22 protein-coding genes are annotated in these 22,781 nt (G+C 37.2%); all 22 read right to left on the reverse strand.

Annotated features, from left to right (window positions below):
* On the reverse strand, nucleotides 1-621 hold a 621-nt coding region (locus tag T408_RS0107915), incomplete at its 3' end, for a DNA cytosine methyltransferase (protein WP_028119451.1).
* A complete protein-coding gene (locus tag T408_RS0107920; protein WP_028119452.1) occupies nucleotides 614-1,852 on the reverse strand; it encodes a site-specific DNA-methyltransferase in 1,239 nt (412 codons plus the stop codon). The genes T408_RS0107915 and T408_RS0107920, both read right to left, overlap by 8 nt.
* On the reverse strand, nucleotides 1,842-2,999 hold the full coding sequence (gene metK, locus T408_RS0107925) for a methionine adenosyltransferase (RefSeq protein ID WP_028119453.1): 1,158 nt from the start codon (nucleotides 2,997-2,999) through the stop codon (nucleotides 1,842-1,844). The genes T408_RS0107920 and metK overlap by 11 nt, the downstream gene beginning before the upstream one ends.
* On the reverse strand, nucleotides 3,000-3,575 hold the full coding sequence (locus T408_RS0107930; protein WP_028119454.1) for a P27 family phage terminase small subunit: 576 nt from the start codon (nucleotides 3,573-3,575) through the stop codon (nucleotides 3,000-3,002). It abuts the gene before it with no gap.
* Between the two features lie 128 nt (nucleotides 3,576-3,703).
* The gene (locus T408_RS0107935) at nucleotides 3,704-4,114 is read right to left on the reverse strand and encodes an HNH endonuclease (protein WP_449267333.1); all 411 of its coding nucleotides are present in this window, start codon (nucleotides 4,112-4,114) and stop codon (nucleotides 3,704-3,706) included.
* A 54-nt stretch (nucleotides 4,115-4,168) separates the two neighbouring features.
* On the reverse strand, nucleotides 4,169-4,609 hold the full coding sequence (locus T408_RS0107940) for a DUF1492 domain-containing protein (protein ID WP_028119456.1): 441 nt from the start codon (nucleotides 4,607-4,609) through the stop codon (nucleotides 4,169-4,171).
* Nucleotides 4,599-4,829 carry a hypothetical protein gene (locus tag T408_RS0107945; RefSeq protein WP_028119457.1) on the reverse strand — a complete coding sequence of 77 codons (231 nt, stop codon included), beginning with the start codon at nucleotides 4,827-4,829 and terminating at the stop codon, nucleotides 4,599-4,601. Before T408_RS0107945 ends, T408_RS0107940 begins: the two co-directional genes overlap by 11 nt.
* Nucleotides 4,829-6,178 carry a DEAD/DEAH box helicase gene (locus T408_RS0107950; RefSeq protein ID WP_028119458.1) on the reverse strand — a complete coding sequence of 450 codons (1,350 nt, stop codon included), beginning with the start codon at nucleotides 6,176-6,178 and terminating at the stop codon, nucleotides 4,829-4,831. Before T408_RS0107950 ends, T408_RS0107945 begins: the two co-directional genes overlap by 1 nt.
* Nucleotides 6,168-6,464 (reverse strand): PDDEXK family nuclease, encoded by a 297-nt coding sequence (locus T408_RS0107955; RefSeq protein ID WP_211230835.1) that lies wholly within the window; start codon nucleotides 6,462-6,464, stop codon nucleotides 6,168-6,170. The genes T408_RS0107950 and T408_RS0107955 overlap by 11 nt, the downstream gene beginning before the upstream one ends.
* 156 nt (nucleotides 6,465-6,620) lie before the next feature.
* Nucleotides 6,621-8,849 (reverse strand): phage/plasmid primase, P4 family, encoded by a 2,229-nt coding sequence (locus T408_RS0107960; protein ID WP_028119460.1) that lies wholly within the window; start codon nucleotides 8,847-8,849, stop codon nucleotides 6,621-6,623.
* Complete coding sequence (locus T408_RS0107965; protein WP_028119461.1) at nucleotides 8,846-9,250, reverse strand: DUF7768 domain-containing protein; 405 nt, start codon at nucleotides 9,248-9,250, stop codon at nucleotides 8,846-8,848. Before T408_RS0107965 ends, T408_RS0107960 begins: the two co-directional genes overlap by 4 nt.
* An 11-nt stretch (nucleotides 9,251-9,261) precedes the next feature.
* The gene (locus T408_RS0107970) at nucleotides 9,262-11,205 is read right to left on the reverse strand and encodes a DNA polymerase (RefSeq protein ID WP_211230836.1); all 1,944 of its coding nucleotides are present in this window, start codon (nucleotides 11,203-11,205) and stop codon (nucleotides 9,262-9,264) included.
* A 247-nt stretch (nucleotides 11,206-11,452) separates the two neighbouring features.
* Nucleotides 11,453-11,995, reverse strand: a complete 543-nt coding sequence (locus tag T408_RS0107985; protein ID WP_028119463.1) for a DUF2815 family protein — start codon at nucleotides 11,993-11,995, stop codon at nucleotides 11,453-11,455.
* 17 nt (nucleotides 11,996-12,012) lie between these two features.
* Entirely contained in the window at nucleotides 12,013-13,131 is a 1,119-nt protein-coding gene (locus tag T408_RS0107990) for a DUF2800 domain-containing protein (RefSeq protein WP_028119464.1), read from the reverse strand.
* Nucleotides 13,121-13,420 carry a hypothetical protein gene (locus tag T408_RS0107995; RefSeq protein WP_006702263.1) on the reverse strand — a complete coding sequence of 100 codons (300 nt, stop codon included), beginning with the start codon at nucleotides 13,418-13,420 and terminating at the stop codon, nucleotides 13,121-13,123. Before T408_RS0107995 ends, T408_RS0107990 begins: the two co-directional genes overlap by 11 nt.
* 270 nt (nucleotides 13,421-13,690) lie before the next feature.
* The gene (locus T408_RS0108000) at nucleotides 13,691-14,245 is read right to left on the reverse strand and encodes a sigma-70 RNA polymerase sigma factor region 4 domain-containing protein (RefSeq protein WP_006702264.1); all 555 of its coding nucleotides are present in this window, start codon (nucleotides 14,243-14,245) and stop codon (nucleotides 13,691-13,693) included.
* Between the two features lie 581 nt (nucleotides 14,246-14,826).
* Complete coding sequence (locus T408_RS0108005) at nucleotides 14,827-16,707, reverse strand: ImmA/IrrE family metallo-endopeptidase (protein WP_028119466.1); 1,881 nt, start codon at nucleotides 16,705-16,707, stop codon at nucleotides 14,827-14,829.
* 13 nt (nucleotides 16,708-16,720) lie between these two features.
* Complete coding sequence (locus tag T408_RS0108010) at nucleotides 16,721-18,169, reverse strand: LlaJI family restriction endonuclease (RefSeq protein WP_028119467.1); 1,449 nt, start codon at nucleotides 18,167-18,169, stop codon at nucleotides 16,721-16,723.
* A complete protein-coding gene (locus T408_RS11840; protein WP_051444850.1) occupies nucleotides 18,166-19,941 on the reverse strand; it encodes an AAA family ATPase in 1,776 nt (591 codons plus the stop codon). The genes T408_RS0108010 and T408_RS11840 overlap by 4 nt, the downstream gene beginning before the upstream one ends.
* 1 nt (nucleotide 19,942) lies before the next feature.
* Nucleotides 19,943-21,187, reverse strand: coding sequence for a DNA cytosine methyltransferase (locus tag T408_RS0108020; RefSeq protein WP_028119468.1), 1,245 nt, complete (start codon nucleotides 21,185-21,187; stop codon nucleotides 19,943-19,945).
* Nucleotides 21,180-22,274, reverse strand: coding sequence for a DNA cytosine methyltransferase (locus T408_RS0108025; RefSeq protein ID WP_211230837.1), 1,095 nt, complete (start codon nucleotides 22,272-22,274; stop codon nucleotides 21,180-21,182). The genes T408_RS0108020 and T408_RS0108025 overlap by 8 nt, the downstream gene beginning before the upstream one ends.
* Nucleotides 22,267-22,482, reverse strand: a complete 216-nt coding sequence (locus T408_RS0108030; RefSeq protein WP_028119470.1) for a helix-turn-helix domain-containing protein — start codon at nucleotides 22,480-22,482, stop codon at nucleotides 22,267-22,269. Before T408_RS0108030 ends, T408_RS0108025 begins: the two co-directional genes overlap by 8 nt.
* Between the last annotated feature and the right edge of the window lie 299 nt (nucleotides 22,483-22,781).

Consider the following 22,781-nt stretch of genomic DNA (forward strand, 5'->3'; position numbering starts at 1 on the left):
CTCAAATAATATGTCTCTAGCACGTTCTCCATCAAAATCTGCGACAAGGAAGACTCTACGACGACGTTGGGGCACTCCGAAGTATTGAGCGTCAAGAACTCGGTAAGCAATGGACCATCCGTCTCCCATAAGGTAGTCGCTGTAGGGCCATTTTCCGTTTTCAGGCATAGGCACCGTGGGATACGATCCTTTGACCTGGATAACTGCATCCAAAACGGATTGGAAGTCGGCTCCTTTATTTGATGAGAATGCGCCACAGACATTCTCCCATAAGATATATCTTGGTTTTGTGTCATTGGTAGCTACCCTCATTTCTTTAATGATACGTATTGCTTCATAGAATAGATTCGATTGTCTCCCTTGAAGTCCTTGTCGACCACCTGCAATCGATAAGTCCTGACATGGACTACCAAATGAAATAATATCAACAGGTGCTATATCAGCACCATTCAATTGCGTAATGTCTCCTAAATGTTGAACTTCAGGTAATCGTTTGGTTGTGACACGAATCGCAAATGGTTCAATTTCTGAAGCCCATATTGGTTTGATTCCTACTAATTTAGCCGCTAAGGGAAAGCCACCGGAACCATCAAATAATGAGCCTAAAGTAAGGCTAGTCATCTTGCAACTCCTCAATTTCTGTAAATAAAAAGCTGACTCCATCCCTTTCTACAGAGACTTCATCAGATTTACCAATTAATTCTATATATCGTTTTATAATGACATCCGCAAATTTCTCGTCCAACTCAATCGTATAACAAATACGATCCGTTTGTTCACAGGCCAATAAAGTTGAACCACTTCCTCCAAAAGGATCTAGAACAATAGCATTTGAAGTAGACGAATTCATTATGGGATAAGATAACAGAGGAATCGGCTTCATCGTAGGATGGTCTGAATTACGCTTAGGTTTATCGTATTCCCAGATGGTTGTTTCTTTACGACCTGAATACCATAAATGTTTCCCTTTCTTCTTCCAACCAAAGAGAATCGGTTCATGTTGCCATTGGTATGGAGAGCGTCCTAATACGAGTGATTCTTTCTTCCAAATACAAGTACCCGATAGATAGAACCCGGCTTCTTGAAATGCCCGTCTAAAGTTAAATCCTTCTGTGTCAGCATGAAATACATAAATCGATGCTTCATTCGTCATTACCTTTTCCATATGGGTAAAAGCAGCTAACAAGAATTCATAAAAGGCTTGATTTTCCATTTTATCGTTTTTTATCTTACCAGCACTTCCCTCATAGTCCACATTATAAGGTGGGTCTGTGACCACTATATTTGCTTGCTTATTTTCCATCAATCGTTCATAAGACTCTTGTTCCGTGGAATCTCCCACATATAAGCGATGTCTACCTAACGTCCAAATATCACCGTGTTTAGAAATGGCTGGCCGTTTTAGTTCTTCTTCCACATCGAAATCGTCATCTTCAATGCCATCCGTAAGCGTGTCTTTAAAGAGTTCATCCAACTCCGCCACATCAAACCCTGTGAGAGAGACATCAAAATCAGAGCCTTCCAAATCGGTAATCAAGCTCATGAGTTTATCTTCGTCCCATGAACCAGATATCTTATTCAAAGCAACGTTCAGTGCTTTCTCCTGGGATTCATCGATATCAATAATCACACACTCAATCTCTTGATACCCTAAATCTTGCATTACCTTTAAGCGTTGATGGCCACCCACAATTCGACCTGTTTGTTCATTCCAGATGATAGGTTCCACATAGCCAAATGTCTCAACAGAACGCTTTAGTTTTTCATATTCAGCATCACCCGGTTGGAGGTCTTTTCTTGGATTGTAGTCCGCTGGAATTAAATCGGTAAGTTTTTTCTTTTTAATCTGCATACTCTTCCAGGGCCTCCTTTATTTTGTATGACTCGAAGGTTCTTTCCCATAAATAGATAAATGATGAAAAATGACCATAACGAGCTGTTCTACGGTATTTAGGTTTACGTAAATCTAGGAAGTCAATAATTGCTCCTGGTTTCAAATTAAAATATCGTTGCGTAAAATCCGTCAGCACTTCATCACTATATTCACTCGTGCCGTGAGACGAAACTTGTACCATTACTGGTCTCGCCTTACCAATCGCATAGGATAAAGAGACAGAACACTCTGAACATATTTCTGCTTTCACAAAATTCTTGGCAATATAACGCGCCATATAAGCAGCAGAACGGTCTACTTTACTTGGATCTTTTCCTGAGAAAGCACCGCCACCATGAGCTGCTAAGCCACCGTAAGTATCTACCATAATCTTACGACCTGTTAAACCAGTATCTGCTGTAGGGCCACCTGTTACAAAGCGTCCAGAGGGATTGATTAAAATAGTCGTGTCCTCATCAATTGGGTAATGTTCAAAAATTGGAAGAATCACTTCTGAAATCAATTCACTTCTCAATTGTTGCATATCCTTACCCTCATCATGTTGTACAGATATCAAAATAGTATGAACATGACATAATCGCTCCCCATCATACTCAAGGGTCACTTGAGATTTCGCATCAGAATGAATGCCAGCAATTACACCATCAACTCGTAAAGTATCAAGTCGCTTACATAACTTATGCGCCAACTCCAATGCTAACGGTAAGCATGAGTTTGTTTCATTTGTCGCATAACCATAAACCGTTCCTTGATCGCCAGCACCTAGTAGGTTATATGAGGTCTTTTCGCCTTGTCTAGCTTCTAATGATTGATTAACGGCAGATGCGATATCTGCACTTTGCTTATTGATTAAGTTGTAAACCTCAAAGTCATCAGGGTTATAACCACTCTCCCAAAGAGCTACCTCGACCACATCGAATACATTGACTTCTTCACTCGTTGAAATTTCACCGGCTAGAATTATTTTTCCGTCGGTTGCTAATACCTCACAAGCAACTCGAGCATTACGATCATATAATAGACAACGATCTAAAATAGAGTCTGCGATATAATCACATAATTTATCGGGATGCCCCATACAGACACTCTCAGCAGTCTTAAACATTTAACCATTCCCTTTCTTTCTCAGTAACCGCTCCATGGTGTCTTCCATTGGATTCCCTACATAAGCAGTTGTTGAATTTTGTTTAACAATGTCAAAAATCTCATACCAGATGAGACTTGCTTGTTTTTGATAATTTTGACTCATCCCAACAAATGGACTAGCAATGGCACCACCTGTTGTGGGATGTTTTCCTAAAAGACCAAATGTTGAGATTGCTTCTTCGCATTGAATGTACCTGGCCATGGCTTGCGCATAGGTTTCAATTAGACGCTTATTTACTAGTCGCTCACATCCTCTATCTTTGAGCCACTCCCATGTTTCTGTATAAATTACACTTGCACCAAGGTCAGTGCCATCACGTTGTTTGGCTGACAAATATTCGGACGGATTTGGCATGTCTTTTCCTTGAGGATTGCAGTCCACTTCCAGTTCATCAGCGCTTAATGGGTTGGGACTAAAGTCAGGTAGGTCCATAATATTAGCTGGTTTTCCTTTGGCTAATTTATCAACCAAAGCTTCAGGCTTTTCACCTGAACGAGGACGTCTGCCCCCGCGTCTAGTTCCATCTCGCGCCATATAATCTTCCTCCTTTATTGACTCGCCTTTAATACCCCCTTTGAACTGCTTTTTTTGTGCGTGTTTGGGCGACACCGTTATCCAGGGTGAAAAATTTCAGAGATTCGACCTCCCCCACCCCTCACGCATTATTTTTTACCAAAGCGATCTCCGTCCAAAACTGAAATTCTTGAGTGGCATGATTTACACAAAGCCATCAAATTACTTTCATCATGTGTTCCGCCACGTCTCAAAGGTAAGATATGGTGAACTTCTTCTGCAGTTTTTAGTCTACTGTCTTTCAAACATTGTTGGCACAAAGGATGCTCTCTAATAAATTTGTTTCGAATCTTCCGCCACGCTCTCCCATATCTTTTTGCAGTTTCTGGGTCACGCTGATATTTTTCATAGCGTTTATTCTCTTGACGCTCATGCTCCTTACAAAATCGTCCATCCACTAGCTCTGAACAATTTGGAAAAGAACAAGGACGTTTAGGTTTCCTAGGCATAAACTTCACTCCATAAAAAGAACCCTGAGAGTTTCCTCCCAAGGCTGTCATGTTCACATTTTTCTACACCTTAACTATATCACTAAGGCTTACTCTCATTCTCTCTCATTTACTCTCATCTTTATTTTCTTCATACTCTTTTATGACTGGCTCAATTTCTGACAGTGCTTGTTTATGAATTCGAAAGACATGCTGAATACTAAAGTTTAAGTCGACTGCTATCTGCTCAAAGGATGAAAAATTCAAGTACCTTTTTTCCAAAACCATCTGTTGCTCTTTATCTTCCATGTCATTAATCATTTCAGTAATTCGAATTTTGATATCGACTAAAGAATCAATGTCATTATTGATTTCTTCTTGAAGCATCACAATCTTCACGATAATGTCTTCCAACCGAGAAGTATTGCGTCCTGGTGCTTTAGGCATATCCGATAAGGTGCTCGTTGCTTTTCGTGCCAAGGAGTTCAGTGTAGCAATCTGTTCAATTTTACTGTTAATACGCTGATCCAAATAAAAAGCTTGTTGTAAAAATTTCTTAGGTATCAAACACTTCGACCTCCTCATTTAATTTATTAAGAATCAACTTACCATCAGCATTTGTGATTTCTTTGAACCATTCGGATAAGAAAAACTTCTCGCAAGAAATCAAATGACGGTTGGCAGCTTCACTATTAGGATTTCTCTTCAATTGTCTACAAGCACTTCGATAGTCTTTGACAGCTTGTAATACAATCGCATGAGCTAATCGTTCGTAAGGGTTTTGCATTAACTCACCTCCATGTCTGCTTTTACCGCATCAATCAAGGCATTTTGACCTTTGCTTTTATTTTCCAAAGCTTTAAGCACGTATTCATCCAAGGTGTTCTTGGCTATGATATGGTGAACGACCACACTCTCGGTTTGACCTTGCCGATATAATCTCGCATTCGTTTGTTCGTATAATTCTAAGGACCATGTTAAAGTGAACCACACAATCGTTGAACCACCTGATTGTAAGTTCAAACCATGTCCCGCACTGGCTGGATGAATCACTGCCACTGGAATTGCTCCCTTATTCCAATCTCTAAAATCCTGTTTACTTTTAAGTTCTCTCACATCGAACCGTTCCTTGATTCGGAGAAGTTCATGCTTGTACCAATAAATAAGAAGGAGTGGTTTTCCATTCGCACCCTCGATTAAATCTTCCAAAGCATCTAACTTTTTATCATGAAGATGAATTGACTCACGTTTTTCCCCATACACGCTACCACTAGCCATCTGAAGTAACTTGCCAGAGAGCACTGCAGCATTGACTGCATCAATTTCTTTGTCTCCCAAGGTCACCAACATATCTTTTTTGAGTTGATCATAAGTAGCTTGTTCTTTATTAGATAGTTCAACACCTACTTGATTCATCACTAGCTCTGGCATATCCAGATAGTCTTCTGCTTTCATGGAAACAGTAATATCTCCAATTTTTTCATAGATAGCTTCTTCAGCACCAAGACGTAACTTGTATGAATAGATAATCATGCCATTCCGTTTATCGGGTTCAAAGTATGTGTTTCGATAATGGGTAATAAATCGTCCCAGACGTTCACCTTTATCAAGAATTCTAAAAGGAGCCCATAAGTCCATCAACCCATTACTCGACGGGGTTCCAGTTAGCCCTACCATCCGTCTGATGAATGGTCTAACTTGGACTAATGCTTTGAATCGTTTCGCAGTATGTGATTTGAAGCTAGACAATTCATCAATCACAACCATATCGAAATCAAATGGAAGCTCAGTTTTATTAACCAACCAATCAACATTCTCGCGGTTAATAAAATAGATATCCGCTTTCTGCTTCAATGCAAGGGTTCGTTCTTTCGCACTGCCAATGACCGTTGAATAATTGAGTAACTTTAGGTGTTCCCATTTATCACACTCATCTGGCCAAGTGTCTCTTGCGACTCGTATCGGTGCAATAATTAATACCTTCTTAACTTCAAAGGAATCAAACATCAAATTGTGAATTGCAGATAAGGTAATCACTGTTTTCCCTAAACCCATTTGTAGGAATAAGGCACTCACTTCATGCCTTTCAATGTAATCAATCATCGCTGCTTGATAAGGATAAGGGTTAAACTTCATTGGCTGTCACCTCCTCAATGATAAAATTTATTTGTTTTAAACTATCCAGCACATAGCATTGAAACCCTAACTGTTTCAAATCGTTCATTCGCTTCACTTGGATAGGTCTAGGTTTTATGCCAGGTCTCTTCACTTCTACAAAAGCAAACTTCCCTCTAGGTAATAAAAGTAACCGATCGGGTAAGCCCGTCATGCTTGTTGTATTTATTTTTATACATAACCCGCCGTGTGCTTTCACAGCTTTTACCAAATGTTCTTCAATTTTATATTCACTTATTTTTTGCATGTTAACTCCTCATTGATAAACGTTGATTTAATAACATTAGTGGAAGCTGTGTAAGCTGCATATATAACTTATATATAGTGTTTTATTTTTTTATCTATATGAAAAACTCCTATATATAGGTTCCACAGCCTCCACTATCGTTGATATCATCATGTTTTAAGAAAATTCTGAATTTAACTTCAATCCTTGGATGTAATTTCCATCACTCCGACGTCGACGAACAAAGCCCTCAGTTGAAAGTGCTGCATAAAAATCAGTGGTACTTCGAGCATATTCACCTGTTCTAAAACAGAAAGCTCGATATTCTTCATACAAAGGGCCAGACTTCTCCATAAACGTAGTATCTAACTCACAACATTCATTGAGGAATTGCCCCAACCAATCATTACTTTCTTTATAATCCTCAATGGCATCCCGTACCTTTTGAGGAAGAGATATCTTGAAGTCTGAAGCAATTACCTTTTTCGCCCCTTCAATCATCCATGACAAGATGGCTCCGCCCGCTTCATGGTATAGATGGTCGCCATAATTCTTCACATCACTGCGCCCTTCTATTTTTGCTTCAAATGGAATCACGACTAATCGTCGCCAAGTTCCACGGTCAATGGCACCGACCTTTGGTAGATGATTCGTGTAAAGGACTAAGGTATGACTTGGGACAAAGCTAAATGGTGACTTGTACTTCTTCTCAGCAAAGATTTCATCGGTGGAACAAAGCTGTTTAACGATTGAGGTATTCAGTCGCATCCCTTCTTGAAGCTCGGCAGAGATGAGTAGACGTTTGCCTTTAGCTTCTGCCAATTCTGGTTTCACATTTCTTCGGTTATTGACCGTTAATACATCCGCTGATAAATTCCCACCATAGTTTCCTAGGATACGTGAGATGGTATTCCAAAACGTCGACTTCCCGTTACGACCATCGCCATAAGCAATAATCAAGGCTTCGACATATACTTTTCCAATAATTGAAAGGCCAACGATTTGTTGTACATAGTCAATTAACTCTGTATCACCCAGAAAGAACGTGTCCAAGGCATCTAACCAAATCTTTAAGTTTTCTTTCCCCGAATCGACTGTCGTTTGTTTCGTAATAAAATCCTCTGAATTATGGTCAAGTACTTCACCGGTCATTAGATTAATGGTCTGACTGGGTGTATTTAACAAGAACTCATTGGTATCCAAATCTGAGTGATTGATTTCTAGCATTGACTGAGCCTGACGGAGTGATGCATTAATGCCACGATCATCACGACGTTTAATCGCATACTTCTGATAAACTTTAGCTACTTGTAAATTTTGAAAGGCAATTCTCTGTTGTTTGTTAAATACCTCTAAGGCCTTCTTATCTCCAACACTTTCAATAATGGCTAGGCCGCCATTCTGTTCCAGCTGCGTTGTAAATTCGATAATCTGTTGTTCAGCTTCTTCTAACTGACGAAAGGTTAGTTCTTGAGCAACTCCTAATGACTTCGGTTTCGATTCTTCCCAGTAACTTCCGTTATAAATTAAATAATCTGTTGCTGGAGAATATCGTAGCTTTCTTTGGTATTCCTCAGCCAATACTGTCGCTTGCCCCACATCAGAGTAGTCAGTTGGTTTTAAGGTCAAACTGGGCTTGAATTGTTCTGGCGGAATATAGTCTGGCGATTTAGAAACACGTTGACCAAACTTTAAGGCTGACTGCCAAATTTTATCCAATTCCTCATCGGGTAATGGTGGCGAACATAACAGCGATTTTTGATTAAATAACTTTCGTGCTTCATCGGTATCGCCTAATCGAATCAAAACTCGACCAGCATACTGGCTCATAAAGTTATTACGACCACCTTCAAGAATTAAATTCTGACTGGCATCCCATTCTTCAAAATCATCAACCAATATATCGGTAACAAATTGGTCCCCTTTAACGAATTGAACGTTTGGATTTTCAACACCAAATATTAAACGCGCACTGTCCATTGCGTTCGCATCGAAGTAGGGAAAAAAGTTAAGAATTGCATCTTTAATTTGACGATACTCGGTTGCATCATGAATGGGATGAACTGGGAAATAGACATGGAAACGAGGTCGCGGTGATTGGTTTTCTTTCTGTTTCCAATGATTTCGACTCGATACCAAAGCCATCTTCACACCCTCAAATACTAGTTTCACATCCTCAATATCTATCCAATCAGACGCATCATTGGAGTGGTCATTATCTAAATCCATTACGACGACATTGGACGAAATAAAATTCGCATTAGCGCGATGATTATTTTCATACTCTGCCGTCACATGGTCATACTGCATGGCTTCCTTAAATTCTTCTTCATGATGTGCTTCAATGCGATTAGGAAAGATAAAGCTATTGGCCTTCTCCCTGGTCTTAGTTGTGTATAAAATCATCTATTAACCTCCTGGCAGTCTTGATTAAACCAGCGAATCATCATATTCCGATGCTGGGCTCGTTTAATTTCTTGCCGCATCCCTTCAGATAACTCATCACCAAACACCCATAATTCTTCACAACGTCCTAATAGTATTAAATTCATGCGCATCGCATGTTGACGTTCTTCCACATCCAAGTCATTCATAAACTGTGGGAATAAAAGATGCGGTGCGATAGGTAATGTTCCTTTATCTAAGGCAAAACGAGAATATTGCCGAGTTGCTTTAGTGTTAAATTCTACATCACCAGAATATGGTGAGCAGATATAGACAATGGGTAAATAACTTACTTTCTTAATTGCCTTATAGGCGGTCGGGTCATAGTAACCTGATCCGTTCTCCCATTCTTTTTGATTCACAATATAACCTCCTAATCTTTCTGGTAAAAGAGACACTCAAAGCCGTCCGCATCCAAAGGCAGTCCGTTTGCCCACTTTGGTTGTTCTCTCATTATTTCATTGACTTCTTCAATAGTTGATTCTCCAATCGGCACTTCAAGCACAACCTCATCGTGGACATGCATAACAATTTGATACCCCGCTGATGCCAGTCGTTGCATGGCTTCTGCTAGAATATCTCGTGCGATGGCTTGTACGACATTTTCGACAAACTTACCACCATAGCTTTCGATGCGTTCCCATTTATTTCCTACAGCAATTCCCTCATAGGTAACCGACTCTCCACCGAAGCGGTTCAATCCCATTTGGGGTTTAGGGTAGGCAAGCCTTCTTCCACTCGGGAGTTTGATAAACAGCATCCCTTTCTGGTAGGACAAAACCAGGGACTTTAAGTAAACCGATTCTCTGGACTTCACTACATGTTTTACAGATGCATCCATGTCCCACCAAAACTGAACAACATGCGGATTGGCAAACCGCCAGGAATCGACAATGCCTTTTAATTCAACTTCTTCAAGTCCCATCTCTAAAGCTCCCATTGCTTTTAAAGCACCGACGGATCCTTGATAGCCACAAGCCAATTCGGATATCTTCCCTTTTTGACGGAGATGGCCATTCACCCCATTTTTCTCAACCGGGACATTAAACATTTGTGATGCTGATTGACAGTAAATATCTGCCCCAGCTTCAAATGCTTTTAATCTCCAATGTTCACCCGCTAACCATGCCAATACTCGCGCTTCAATGGCTGAGAAATCAGAGACAATGAATCGATGACCATCTTTAGGAACAAAAGCCGTTCTGATTAACTGAGACAAAACATCCGAGGGACTATCATAAACGAGTTCCAAATCTTCAAAACAACCCTCTCTAATCAGACTTCTCGCGAGTTCAAGATTAGCTAGATTATTTCGTCTTAAATTCTGAACTTGGATGAGCCGACCAGAATATCTGCCTGTGCGATTGGCACCATAAAACTGAAGCAGTCCTCTGGCTCTTTGGTCATTCCCCATGACATTTTCCATCGCATGGTACTTACGAACACTTGACTTCGATAGTTCTTGGCGTAGTTCCAGGACTTCCTTGACTGTTCCAGTAGCATCAGCAAGCGCACTCTCTACTTCCTTTTTAGCCAGCGACTTAATGGGTAAACCTTGGTTGTTTAACCATTCTTTCAATTGTGTTGGAGAATTCGGATTTTCTAGGCCAGTTAATTGAATCGACCGTCTCATATTTTCATCTCGTAATTGTTCATCGAATTTGATGGCTTGATTCACAAGTATCGGATCTACCTCTATGCCATAGTCATTGATTCGCTGGTCTAAGTGATAATGTGCCCATTCCATTTTTGGTATTGGAAAATGTGATAAACGTTCTTGAATCGCCATTTCTGTCTCAACGTCTTGTTTGTTGTATTCTTTAAATGCTCGCCATTTTATGCGATCATGGTTCGGTAGGTTTCGTGTGCGCTGACCGTTCGCTTGAGTGGGTTTACAAGGCACTGAAAAATAACGGATGAGCGCTTTACCCTCTGATTGCTTCTGCTCGTCAGTACCTAATACTTGAGCAGCCTTTTCTAAAGATAGGGGTAAACCTAAATATGCTGACCAAACCATCGTGCAGTACCATGATTCTGGGTTGAGGGACTGTCCTAAATAACTCGATAGACATATCCGTTCAAAATTTGCATTGAATGCCCACTTTTTAACGCGGTCGTCTTGTATTGCTGATATCACTTCTTCTGGTAAGAACTCTCCTTGAGCCAAATCGATTACCTCAACTGGTCCCTGATTAATTGAATAAGCGAAAAGGAGGACCTCAAAGTCCTCGCTCTCCGCGTACTTATAGACACCCGCCTTTGATAAGTCGACCGAAGAATAAGTTTCGATATCAATATTTAGGCTTTTGATGTCCATCCTTATCTAACTCCCTTAGCTTCATTCTCACGTCGACATAGGTTGCGACTCCGACTCGGACGAGCCAAGTAAGGCCCAGTCCGATGAAGAAGATATTGACTAAAATTTCCATTTTACTTTTCCCCTCGAATTTTTAAGACTATCCAGAAGATTATATGAGCTAACCATTTTCCAAGTTGCCAACCACCTGCAAAATGAATCAATAACTCAAGAAATACGTACAAAATTTCCATATCTATAGTCCTCCTTAAGCTAGAAAGTCATCATCAACAGCATCAAAGTCTGAAGTGGCTGAAGTACGACCACCTAAAGGCGCCCCGTCACGTAGCTTTTGTACATTACCTAATCCTACCGCCACACCTCGGTTGCCGTTAACGTTATAGGCATAGAAGTTTAATGACACGCGAGCATACACACCTGAGTACACTTCTGAGCGTTCAAGAATTGGTTGCACTGACTGGTCAACAATTTGAGGTGCTTGGACTGAATTAGCATTGATGAAATAGGCATCTTGATACGCTTCATCTTCACGTTCTACATCACCGTCACGAAGTGGCAACTTCAAAGCCGCCTTATTCGGTTTCTTACCACCAAATTTGCCGATACCTACCTCAATCGCTGCATCAATTGCAGCTTCAATTTTCTGAATCGTTTCTGTATCGGATTTCGGAATAATCAAGCTCACTGAGTACTTGTCTTTGCCACCATTCATTCCTGGACGGGGCTCCCAGAGGTTTGCATAAGATAAGCGAACTTCACCTGTTACCACTTTAGTATTCTGTTTAGACATATTATTTTTCTCCTTTTTTAATTAAAATCTTCATTTACATCGTGTTTAACAATTTCTGGGCGACCATCGGATTCAGGAACCAGGGTTGGTTTGCCTGATGGTTTTGTGATTAAGTCACCAAATACTTCTTGGAATTCCGTTTTACCTAATTTTGCTTCGAGCTTAGTAAGTGGTAATAAAGATAATTGATAGATATCTTCAATGTCTTGTTCCACTGCTCGCTGTTCGATTAGCTTGGCATCCACATACTTACGAGTTGATCTTCCTTCAACTAACTTGAAGCCGTTATACTGTTTTCCATTTTCAACTGCTTGTTTCTGAGCATATTCTTTAACGTCTTTGACCCACTTCACCAAATCATCAACGTGCGATAAAACCTCGGCCATTTCTTCATCATTCAATAAATGCGCTTCTTTGAGCTGATATTTACGTAACTCTAAATGGTGATTAGCCCGGTCTTTTGAGATGGCTCTGATTTTGGTCATCGCTAACCAATCACCGTATTCAATGGTGCCTTCTCCTTTAGCGGCTTGCATGGCTTTGACCTTCAGTTCACCGTTTGCCCATTCTAAAATGGGATCGGCATCCATGGTCCAAGTAGACACATTACCAATACGCGGTTGGTAGATAGTCATACGAACTTCTTCGATGTCATAGATGCTTTCTACTAACTCTAGAGCACCGAGGGCGTACAGCAAAAGCTGAGTGTTGTTCTCGGGATTGACGTAATATCGTCCTGTTTTATAGTCAATAATGTGTAAAGTGTGTTTAGAAACCAAAATAATATCAGCCGTGCCAAACCCTTCAGGGACATACTTAGAATAATCAACACTTTGTTCAATAAAAATTAAAGTGTTATCACCTAAAGCTTCTTTTTGTTCAATGACATAATTTGCATAATCTTCGGTATATGCCCTCATTTCTTCATCAAGAACAAAATTTTCTTGATAAAATAACTCTCTTCCTAACTTCTCACTAATGAGGAATGCGCCATAATTATGAGCTTCTGTTCCAATAAATGCTGCTTCAGATGATTCTTCTTCAGGAACCATCGCTTCGAGAAGAGCAATCGGAGCATGCTTTAGCCACCGATGAGAGCTTGATGCAGATAGCAACGCATGTTTCTTATTGGTCATCTGCTAATTCCTCCACTGCTTTCCACAAATCTGGATAGACCTTAGGATCCAGCTCACTTAATTTACTGCTACCAAATTGTTGAATGAGCGAGCGGATTTCAGAAGTAAATCCATCTCTTGATTTCTCTGCTAAGAACATTTGAATCGCTTCAAAGGAAACTGGATGAATTTCTTCTTCGACATCTTCAACGGGGTCATCATTATTCATAGAACTTAATAGTACGTTGAGACTGTCTACTAAATTCTGTGCATCTTCTTGAACCTGTAGGTACATTTTCATTCTCGACATATTTATCTCCTTTACTGTTTGACATGACTTGACGGGCGAGCTTCTTCGTTACAATTGAAATAGCCATCAAGCTGTTTGCTATTTCTTCATTGGTCGTTTGTTCCAATCCAATTTCCTCCTTCCAAACCTCTTAGGACATCTGCATCCACTTTGAGTAACTTTTTGGAAAGATATTTTAATTAAGTGTCTCCAAGAAAGATGGGGACATTGATTTTTCCTTCCATCTCTCTTAGGACAATTAGGGTTAACTTGAGTAATCAATTAGAATAATTATTTCCAATCTTTCATTGTTTCTTGGATAATTGGCAGTAATTTCCTTTTGGTATTATTAACCGTTTTTTGTGAACAGCCAACAATCAGAGCTACTTCTCGTTCAGTCATCTCGTCAATCAATAATAGAGACATAATCATTTTGTTACGCTCAGAAAAATCATTCAGTACTTCCTCGAAAGCTTCAGATAGTAGGAGGGCTTCGGCTGCTGCTTCGACATTCTCTCGTGCCGACGCTTCAAAGTTCGTATCTTCAGCAATCCGATCCAAGGACAGTGGCAATCCCATCTTCAATTGACTGATTGGTTCACCAGTACCACCCATAGCGGTAAATTGGTCTGGTGTACCCGGCATCCAGTCAGATTTTTCTTCTTCATAATTTGACCAAGCAACATTGATATCTTCATAGGCACGTTGAGTCTGTTTTTGTTCGCGCCATACAGGACGCATCATTTCTAAGTAGATTTCTTCTGTGACTTCAACTTCTTGATTAACAAGGACATTTTTACCATTAATCTGTTTTACTGTTTTTACTGTTACGACACGTTTTTTCATATTTGTCTCCTTATTGCCTAAGGAGCACTCGAACAAAAGGAGACAAAAAATAGGCCTGTGACCTTGGAAGTGCACAGACCTACTCCACCTGATGAAAATGGGCGCATTAAGGTAAGGCTACTTCCATCATTCTTGATATTGGTCTTGCGACCTAACAAAAATGACCATGTATCCTTCTGCCCTAATGCATATCAGGCGTTGTGATATTTAATTTGATGATGATTAATGGCTCACCATCAAAGCCATGAATTTATGCGATTAACTACTTACGACCTCGACGTGTCTGAGATAATGCGGAACCTGCAACTGACTTGCTAGTTTTGCTGTAACGCTTGTCTCGTAAAATGCGAGAAGCTTTGCGAGCAACTGACTTTGAAGTCTGTTTTCGGTTTGACTTTGCCAAAGTAATCACCTCCATTTAATTCTACTTATATTATCTGTGATAATCGCTACCTTGAATATAGGAATAGGTTGTCCAAAAAAGTGCAAAAAAAAAGAGCTTTTCAGCTCTTTAAAGTTATAAAACACTATTAAATTAACGTTCTTACTATGGACATCGAATGTCTATTCTTCCTAAAATTTTATAAAGTTTCTACTCCTAGTCCGGCTAATTTCTGATTGCACTCCTCAATCGACAAAGTGTAACAACTAGTTAGAATAAACCTATATGCCAAATCTTGATTCGAATTACCTAGTTTATAAGGCGATTCATTAATTAATGCTAAACTAATTTCTGGGTGTAATTTCATTCCTATACATAAACAAATTATTGTTTTAATATCTGGTTTAGTTGTCTCGCCATTTTTTAGTCTTTGAATAGTTTTTACATCTAGATGTGATTTTTCTGATATTTCATTTTGGCTCATATCTGACCATTCCATACATACTGTAAGCGCCTCTGGAAAGGATCTAGGAAAATTTCTTAATAATCCTGAAACTTCATCTAGATAATACTTTATTTGTTCTGTTTCTTCTTCAACTGTTAATCCCTCTGCATCAAATGAATAGTTAAAAACTAATTTGGAATCGGCGTCCCTACATAATATACAGTGTGTAAAATATACCTCTGAAGCAAAACTACTATTAGTAACTTGGATTTCAAATGGTAGACAACATATATCAATATTAGTTCTAGCATAATTGGTTAACTCTTGCTGCCCAAAGAGATTAATCTGAACAAAATCCGGATGGTTCAATACAAAGTGATTATCGATAAACTGATATTTTCCACTCTGAAGTAAATCTGATAAAACGGGATTACTTATAGATAAAATTGCCGCATCTTTTATATCTAGAGAATAAGTTATGTTGGTCGGCCACTCTACTCCAGCACTAACTTTATGCGGTAATACATAGTCATTATCTAGATATATATTAATTCCAAGCACCTCTCTAAATCCTGTTTCTAAAAGGCGTATCTTAACTGATTGTTTCGAAACAAGAAAAAAACTTGCTAATTCATCAATTACTCGCGACATAGAATCCAAGCGATCAATCTCATCTAATCCTTCTGATAATTTCCGAATTAGAGAAAATGCTTTTGTCTTAAAAGGTCCAAGTGGCATTAATATTTTGGGCGCAAGCGCATTAGCTTGTCTCTCCATCCATTCTGTTAGATTATCTCCAAATGTTTCTCTCATACCACCTTTAACAAGACTAGTCATATTAGTAATTTCAGTATCATTTAACCTTTGAAGTAGAAAAGCATTTTTATGATAGACCCAGTGAACAATCTCATGTGCAATAGTATTTGATACTGAGCCAATATTTCTTAAGAAGAAATTTTGTGGGTCAACCACAATAGTCCCCTCTTTAACAACTTCTTGAACATAAGAATCAGATTCTAATTCATAAAATTCAGTGCTTTTATCCTTAAAATATGTCTGACCAAAAACTAAGCAATCCTTATCTATTTGTCTTTCAATAACTTTAACTCCAATTTTTTCAGCAAGTATTAACGGGTTGATTGGAGTTGGATTATTTAAGGCCTCAGGATAATAGTTTTCTAATATCCTATGAGCATATTTTTCATAATCTTCCTTTTTCATAATCGGGATTAGGTTTTCATCATACTTATTACCTTTTCGAATAGACCCTTTTCTATATACATCTATATTTTTTATATTAAAGCTAGACTTCAGATTTTCTATCTCACATGAACAATCTAATATAAGCCATTGATGAACCAGTTCATAGTCATCGTCATGCCTGGATATTTCATATGCAGCGATATCAGTTTCTACAACCAATTGAAATTCAATAATCGATGTCTCAGTCTCAAATAAATGGACATGTTTCACTCGAAAATCTTCTAGTTCAATCTCATTTATTTCATCTAATAGTTTTAATTTCAAGTCCAATGAGTCAATTTCTTCATCGATGAATTCAATAATCCCATCGTAAATGTCATCTATATAATCATTATTAATAAGATTCCTAAATAGCTTCGAAATATGAATCACACCTTCCAGATTTCTAGTTCTTTAACAATAATTTCTCCCCTATCAAATATGCTTCATATAAAACATTAGCATCAGCAAATATAACCTGTATTTCACGCAACCCAATTTTTTCAAACAGATTCATACTTACAAATAACGAATTTTCTTCAGCGGATTCAGTCGGCATGACAAAGTAATTGTTAATTATCGAAATATTATGTTCCTTCACAAATTCATCATAAACCATTTGATATAGAAACTGTTTCGATACATCCCCTATCCCTGGCTGTCCTATTATTTTTCCACTTTCGTTGAAACGTGGTGTGTAGTACTTAGCATCAATAATTTCAAATGACGATATTCCTCCACTCTTATTTAAAACAATACAATCTGGAATAAATGTTCCACTTGCATAAGCCTCTTTTCCGAGTGAACTTTTATTTTTCCAAAGTGGTTTCTCTATAATACTAAGTAATGTATCATCTGGACTATATTTATCTACATTAAGAACCTTAGGTAATTTCAAATTAGCTAGAGGTTTTTCTAGTTGGTTATCAAAGACTTCCTGGCACACCTTCTCCCATATAGTATGGAAATGCGAAGTGCCATATATCCCAATTTCAAAGTCAAAATCAAAAGAATTATGTTTATAAATATAGATATACATCAATTTTAATACGAATTGTAGTCTTGTATTAAACTGAATATTAATTTCTTTTTCAAGTTGATTGAGTATATAGTTAGTATCTCCAAAATCTTCGAATGCCTCATACGATTCGTAAACAGGTAATAGTTCAAAATATTCAAGAAGCCCCGCTACCTCTAGCTCTAAACTACATTGTGTTACTATATAACGGTGCAATCTTCTGAAATAGTCTAAAGAATCCAATTGTTTTTTCTTAGTTATTAATTCAGGATAATATGGTCGATTATTTTCCATTATCATAAATGTTTCGTTTATCGTTTTTTCCCAATGTATAGCCCCCTCGCCATTAGTTTCATAAATTAATTCTTCCTTTTGATAAAGTCCATACTCATAGAAATCTCTTATTAAATATAGCGTAGTTGCCAAAGGATTGTACGGTTCATCTAAGTTAAAATCATTAAAATGTGGAATTTTTTGTGAATCAGAATTGTACTTTTTCAAAACTTTCAACACTTTTATAAATGGCTTTTCTATAATTGCAGAGAATATATATTTTGGATAACACTTAAAAATAATATCCGCTACTACAATTATACCAACGAACTTAAACACATATAGATAATTTTTATTTCCTAACTGCTCATCATTTATAAGATCCTCACCATCTAATAAATCAGTTCTACTTACTTGATTCTCCGTATTACTTACGATTTTCAACACACCAATACTTCTTAATCGTTTCAGGACAGAAATCATGCGTTGTTCAGTAACATCATACAATGTTGTTAACTCGTTTAGTGTGTATCTTTTCTGTTCTTTAATAAATCGTGCAATCATTCGTCATTCACCTTATAATCAGTGACATCCTTAATGACTTCTTTATCAAAAATTTCAATTCCAATTTCATCAAACTTCTGACATATTTTAGAAAAGCGATTACTATCAGTTCCTGCTCCACTAAAAATATCTCTACGTTGTCGAGCGGCATCTTCAAATAGGTACATTAACAATTTGTTTTTAAAGACATCCGTAAACTCCTCTTTAATAATAATTTCAGATTCCTCATCTTCAACTATGTCTAATACATTAATAAAGAACGGCCCTATTAACTTATCCTCATTAATCCTTTCATTTGATAAGTAATCATTAATCCCCTTACGTAATTCATTCCATTTAACTTTTTTTTCTTTTGCACTACTTCCTAAGAAAACATAAAGATTAGAAATCTCATTTTCATTTGCATCCACGTCTAAGTATTCAAAGGTCCATCTTCTCTTAAAAGCCGTATCCATCGGGAACACTCCTTGATCTGCACTATTCATTGTTGCCCATATAAATAGATTTCCTGGTAGTTTGATTTCTCGATAATTATCTGGTAATCCACCTAATTCTTTTGATAAATATTTACGCATATCCTCAGAAGTTTGAATTGGATATTCACTAATGTTTTCTTTTCTATCTAACAATTGAAATACATCCCCAAATACCGCAGCTGTATTTGCCCGATTAATTTCTTCAATAAGTAGTAAAAAAGGTCTTTCTTGCTCATCACTATTTAAATTTTTAATCGCCTTAACAAACAGTCTCATAAAGGGTCCTGGAACATATTCATAAGAAATAGATTCCTCCCCCCTAGAATCAATAGTGGGGATTGGCTTATAAGTACCTACAAATGCACCATAAGAGTAATCCGGGTGAAATGTCACTCGTTCATATTCTCCTCCATCTTTTAATAAGGCATCTTTTTCCTCGTTTAATCTAAAACTTTTCCCCGTCCCAGGAGCTCCAAATATAATTTTATTTCTCGGTAAACCTTGTTTAATTTTTGAATTATATTCTATTTCTTGCATTGAATTTGACTGGTACCCAACCATATTCATTTGAGTTTTATATTCTTCTCTAAAGTCTTCAAAATCATCCATGTTTGATTCGATAAATGTACCTTTAGTTATGACGTCAAATATTATTGCCTTTACTTCCAAAGGCAACTCTTGCTCAGTAATCATAACTTTATCATCTTCAAATTGCGCATAATCCGACCAGTTAATAATTTCTAACAATTCTTTTAACTGCCTATCCTTTTGCTTCCATTCCCAACTATCATTACTATCATTTATATATTCTGGTAAATCTTCAGTCTCTCTATATATTTTTAAATCATTAAGTACTTCTATATAATTAATTTCGTTTGTCTTGGCTACCCGTGGATTGAGGAAGATAAATTTAAAGATCTCATCAGATGTTAAATAAAAGTCGGGGTTTTCAAAACTCCCGATATACAATAATCTAAAAATTTCTTGGTATGGTTTTAGCTTTATACCATCCTCATGAGAATTTCTAAAACTATTTTTTGTTCTAGGATTAGGGAATTGAAATTTAATCATAAAGTTTAATACAACTTCTTTAACATAACCGTTTATTGCAGCTGTTGTATTACCATTATCCTTATACAAATTAAAATAAAAAATTAATGTGTTAGCATTATTATTAGCAGATTTATTTTCAGAAGCAGACGGGACCGTATCTGTTTGAACCATATTCGCTGTTTCTATTAATCGGTCAGCTAGTGTCGAGATTCTTATATCATTTGTAAATAAATATCTAAACATCTTATACCTCCTTATAATAATCGTCTAAGAATTCAGAGAGCCCGTCAGCTATTTTTTTCCCTAAAAGTGGTGGTACCGCATTACCTATCATTTCAAACGTACTTGTTTGGCTTCCAATAAATTCAAAATCATCTGGAAACGACTGAATTCGTGCTGCTTCTCTTGGTGTAATTGTTCTTGCTTGACTTGAATCATAGTGAATATATCTATTGCCATCTTTATAAAGATGAGCAATTATTGTTGTACTTGGTTCATCTTTTCTAAGCACATGATATCTATGAATTGGTGATTTAGATCCAATTTCTTCATAGTAAAGATTTGTTAATGCTTTACTATCAGTGAATTCAAAAGTTTCATCCTCAATATCTTTAGCTAATTTCTTGAATATATTCATATCTCGAAGGTTATGGTATCTGGATTTGTGCCAAGAAACATCACTGCGAGGAATTAAATATGATTTTCTAGCTCCTCTTTCATTCTCATCAAAAATAGGAGTGATGATTGGTAAATCACCGATAGCATCTTCAACTGTATATATTTTTGTGGATTTTTTACTATTTAAGTATTTTTTATAGAAAACACTAATTAGATTTTGGTTGTTTTCTCCGAAAATATCGTCACGCAAACCTAAAATAATTACTCTTTTACGATTCTGAGGTACTCCAAAATCCGCCGCATTAATAAGCGCTTCATTTTTTAAATCATCTGTTATTGTGTAACCAATTGACTTAAAACCTTGACTAATCTCTTTTGGAATTGGTATTCCATTGGGGCTGGCACTTAACATACCAGGGACATTTTCGAAAATAAAAGCATTAGGCTTGTATCTATCAACTATGCTTAAATAGTGTTCAAATAAATAATTTCTATAATCATTTCTCATACCATTCTCATCTCTTACTCTACCAGCTACAGAATATGCCTGGCATGGTGGCCCACCTATAATAACATCTATTCCTTCAGACTCCCTCACTAGACTATCTAAACCTTCGTGAGTTCCAAACTCATTATCATTCCACCCCTGAAATAATTCTTCTTCCCTCTGAATGTCAAAATGTAACACCCTACGATCTGGGTCACTTACACCCCATTTTGTTTTTAATCGATTTCTTAAAGTATCAACCTGTGGCTTTTTCCATTCTACTGCTGCAACATCAATAAAATTTCCTGATTGTAAAAAGCCTTCCTCCAATCCTCCACAACCTGCAAATAAGTCGATAAATTTATATTGACTACTACTACTCATCTTGTAACTTCACCTCTTGTAAAGTTTTTTCCACTTGAGTCCCTAAATGGTATCCCCAAATGGGAGGAACCGCATTTCCAACCAATTTATATTGCTCAGTCTTTGGCCCAAAAAATATAAAATCGTCCGTAAAACTTTGTAATCTTGCACTTTCTCTTACAGTAGGAATTCTATTGTATCGATAATGAAAATGTGATCTATGTCCAGTATTAATTGTAAGAGACGGTTTATTCGAGTGATATCTAGTCAAAGCCTCATTGTATTTAAATTGCTCACTATACTCTTCAGGTAGCGATTTATAATTTTTTCCTTCTGGGACCATAGAGATTAATTTTACTGTTTTCTCAATATGATTTGCCCCAACATGATTATAAAGAACTTTTGAATTATTTCTTATTTTTCTTTGATAATCGGTTTGTGGTTTGTTTTCATATTCATCAATGTTTTTTCCAATGTCATTTTCTCGAGATGGTAAGTCGCTAATTGCATCTTTTGTTGTAATAAAATCTTCTTCTTTTGTTATTATTGGAGTTGGAAATTCAAACTCGTATCCTTCTCTCACACCTACAAAAAATACTCTTTTTCTTATTTGAGGAATACCAAACTCAGGCCCATAAAGTATTTTGCTTTTCATATTATAGCCTACTTCTTCAAAATCTTCGTGTATCCTTCTTGCTGCCTTTCCATCAAACAAAGTTAACAATCCTGGAACATTTTCCAGTATAACAACATTGGGTTTTAACAATCCGGCTGTTTTTACCATGGCAGTATACAAGGTATTTCGACTATCATTTTCCTCACGAGGTCCAGCTAAGGAGAATCCCTGGCATGGAGGACCACCTACTAGGACATCTATTTTCAGATTACGACTATCTAAATTTTCTTTAATACAATGAATATTTTCATGATTAAATAAATCTAATTTCATTGCCTCTGCACCATTGTGGTTTTCCTTAAATGTTTTAAGTGCATTATCATCAAAATCTACACCTAAAACAATATTGAAACCAGCGTCCATAAACCCTCTTGAAAGTCCGCCAGCTCCACAAAATAAGTCTAATACATTCAATCCATTACTATTACTCACTATGTTCCTCCTGTCTATACTCTACAATATCACTTAAATCACAATTAAAAGTCTCACAAATCTTACCTAACGTTTGCAAGCTTACTGTTTCATTTCTACCCATTTTCGCAATAGTTGCTGGTGTAGTGCCTATTTTTTTCTGTAGATCCGTTTTGTTCATCTCATGGTCAATTAACAGTTTCCACAGTTTATCGTAACAAAAACTCATATTATACCCCCTTTATTCTATATTTTTATATAGATTTTCTATATTATTCTATCTTATATAATAGTTTTTTTCAAGAACTTATGTTCGCATTCGGACGAAATAGTTCGCTATTAACTTTATTATGATCAGTTCCCACAGACTACCTAGCATTATTGCTGTCCGCCACTAATTTACTTTGAACAATTTGTAATAAAAATAAAAACCAATCTCTCTGACAGATTCGAAAACCTTTCATTGAGACTGGCAATACAATGTTCTTACTCACTCACCTTTTGCATCAATACTACACACTCCACATG

It is taken from the genome of Hutsoniella sourekii ATCC 700629, assembly GCF_000518205.1.
Taxonomy (GTDB): domain Bacteria; phylum Bacillota; class Bacilli; order Lactobacillales; family Aerococcaceae; genus Hutsoniella; species Hutsoniella sourekii.

Bases quoted from the DNA above. Each gene is read 5' to 3' on its own strand.
- T408_RS0108010 (WP_028119467.1), bottom strand. From the start codon at position 18,169: ATGATTGCACGATTTATTAAAGAACAGAAAAGATACACACTAAACGAG.
- T408_RS0108020 (WP_028119468.1), bottom strand. From the start codon at position 21,187: ATGAGTAGTAGTAGTCAATATAAATTTATCGACTTATTTGCAGGTTGT.
- T408_RS0107930 (WP_028119454.1), bottom strand. From the start codon at position 3,575: ATGGCGCGAGATGGAACTAGACGCGGGGGCAGACGTCCTCGTTCAGGT.
- T408_RS0107920 (WP_028119452.1), bottom strand. From the start codon at position 1,852: ATGCAGATTAAAAAGAAAAAACTTACCGATTTAATTCCAGCGGACTAC.
- T408_RS0107960 (WP_028119460.1), bottom strand. From the start codon at position 8,849: ATGATTTTATACACAACTAAGACCAGGGAGAAGGCCAATAGCTTTATC.
- T408_RS0107955 (WP_211230835.1), bottom strand. From the start codon at position 6,464: ATGCAAAAAATAAGTGAATATAAAATTGAAGAACATTTGGTAAAAGCT.
- T408_RS0108000 (WP_006702264.1), bottom strand. From the start codon at position 14,245: ATGAAAAAACGTGTCGTAACAGTAAAAACAGTAAAACAGATTAATGGT.
- metK (WP_028119453.1), bottom strand. From the start codon at position 2,999: ATGTTTAAGACTGCTGAGAGTGTCTGTATGGGGCATCCCGATAAATTA.
- T408_RS0107985 (WP_028119463.1), bottom strand. From the start codon at position 11,995: ATGTCTAAACAGAATACTAAAGTGGTAACAGGTGAAGTTCGCTTATCT.
- T408_RS0107950 (WP_028119458.1), bottom strand. From the start codon at position 6,178: ATGAAGTTTAACCCTTATCCTTATCAAGCAGCGATGATTGATTACATT.
- T408_RS0108030 (WP_028119470.1), bottom strand. From the start codon at position 22,482: ATGAGTTTTTGTTACGATAAACTGTGGAAACTGTTAATTGACCATGAG.
- T408_RS0107935 (WP_449267333.1), bottom strand. From the start codon at position 4,114: ATGACAGCCTTGGGAGGAAACTCTCAGGGTTCTTTTTATGGAGTGAAG.
- T408_RS0107970 (WP_211230836.1), bottom strand. From the start codon at position 11,205: ATGGACATCAAAAGCCTAAATATTGATATCGAAACTTATTCTTCGGTC.
- T408_RS0107990 (WP_028119464.1), bottom strand. From the start codon at position 13,131: ATGACCAATAAGAAACATGCGTTGCTATCTGCATCAAGCTCTCATCGG.
- T408_RS0107945 (WP_028119457.1), bottom strand. From the start codon at position 4,829: ATGCAAAACCCTTACGAACGATTAGCTCATGCGATTGTATTACAAGCT.
- T408_RS11840 (WP_051444850.1), bottom strand. From the start codon at position 19,941: ATGTTTAGATATTTATTTACAAATGATATAAGAATCTCGACACTAGCT.
- T408_RS0107995 (WP_006702263.1), bottom strand. From the start codon at position 13,420: ATGTCGAGAATGAAAATGTACCTACAGGTTCAAGAAGATGCACAGAAT.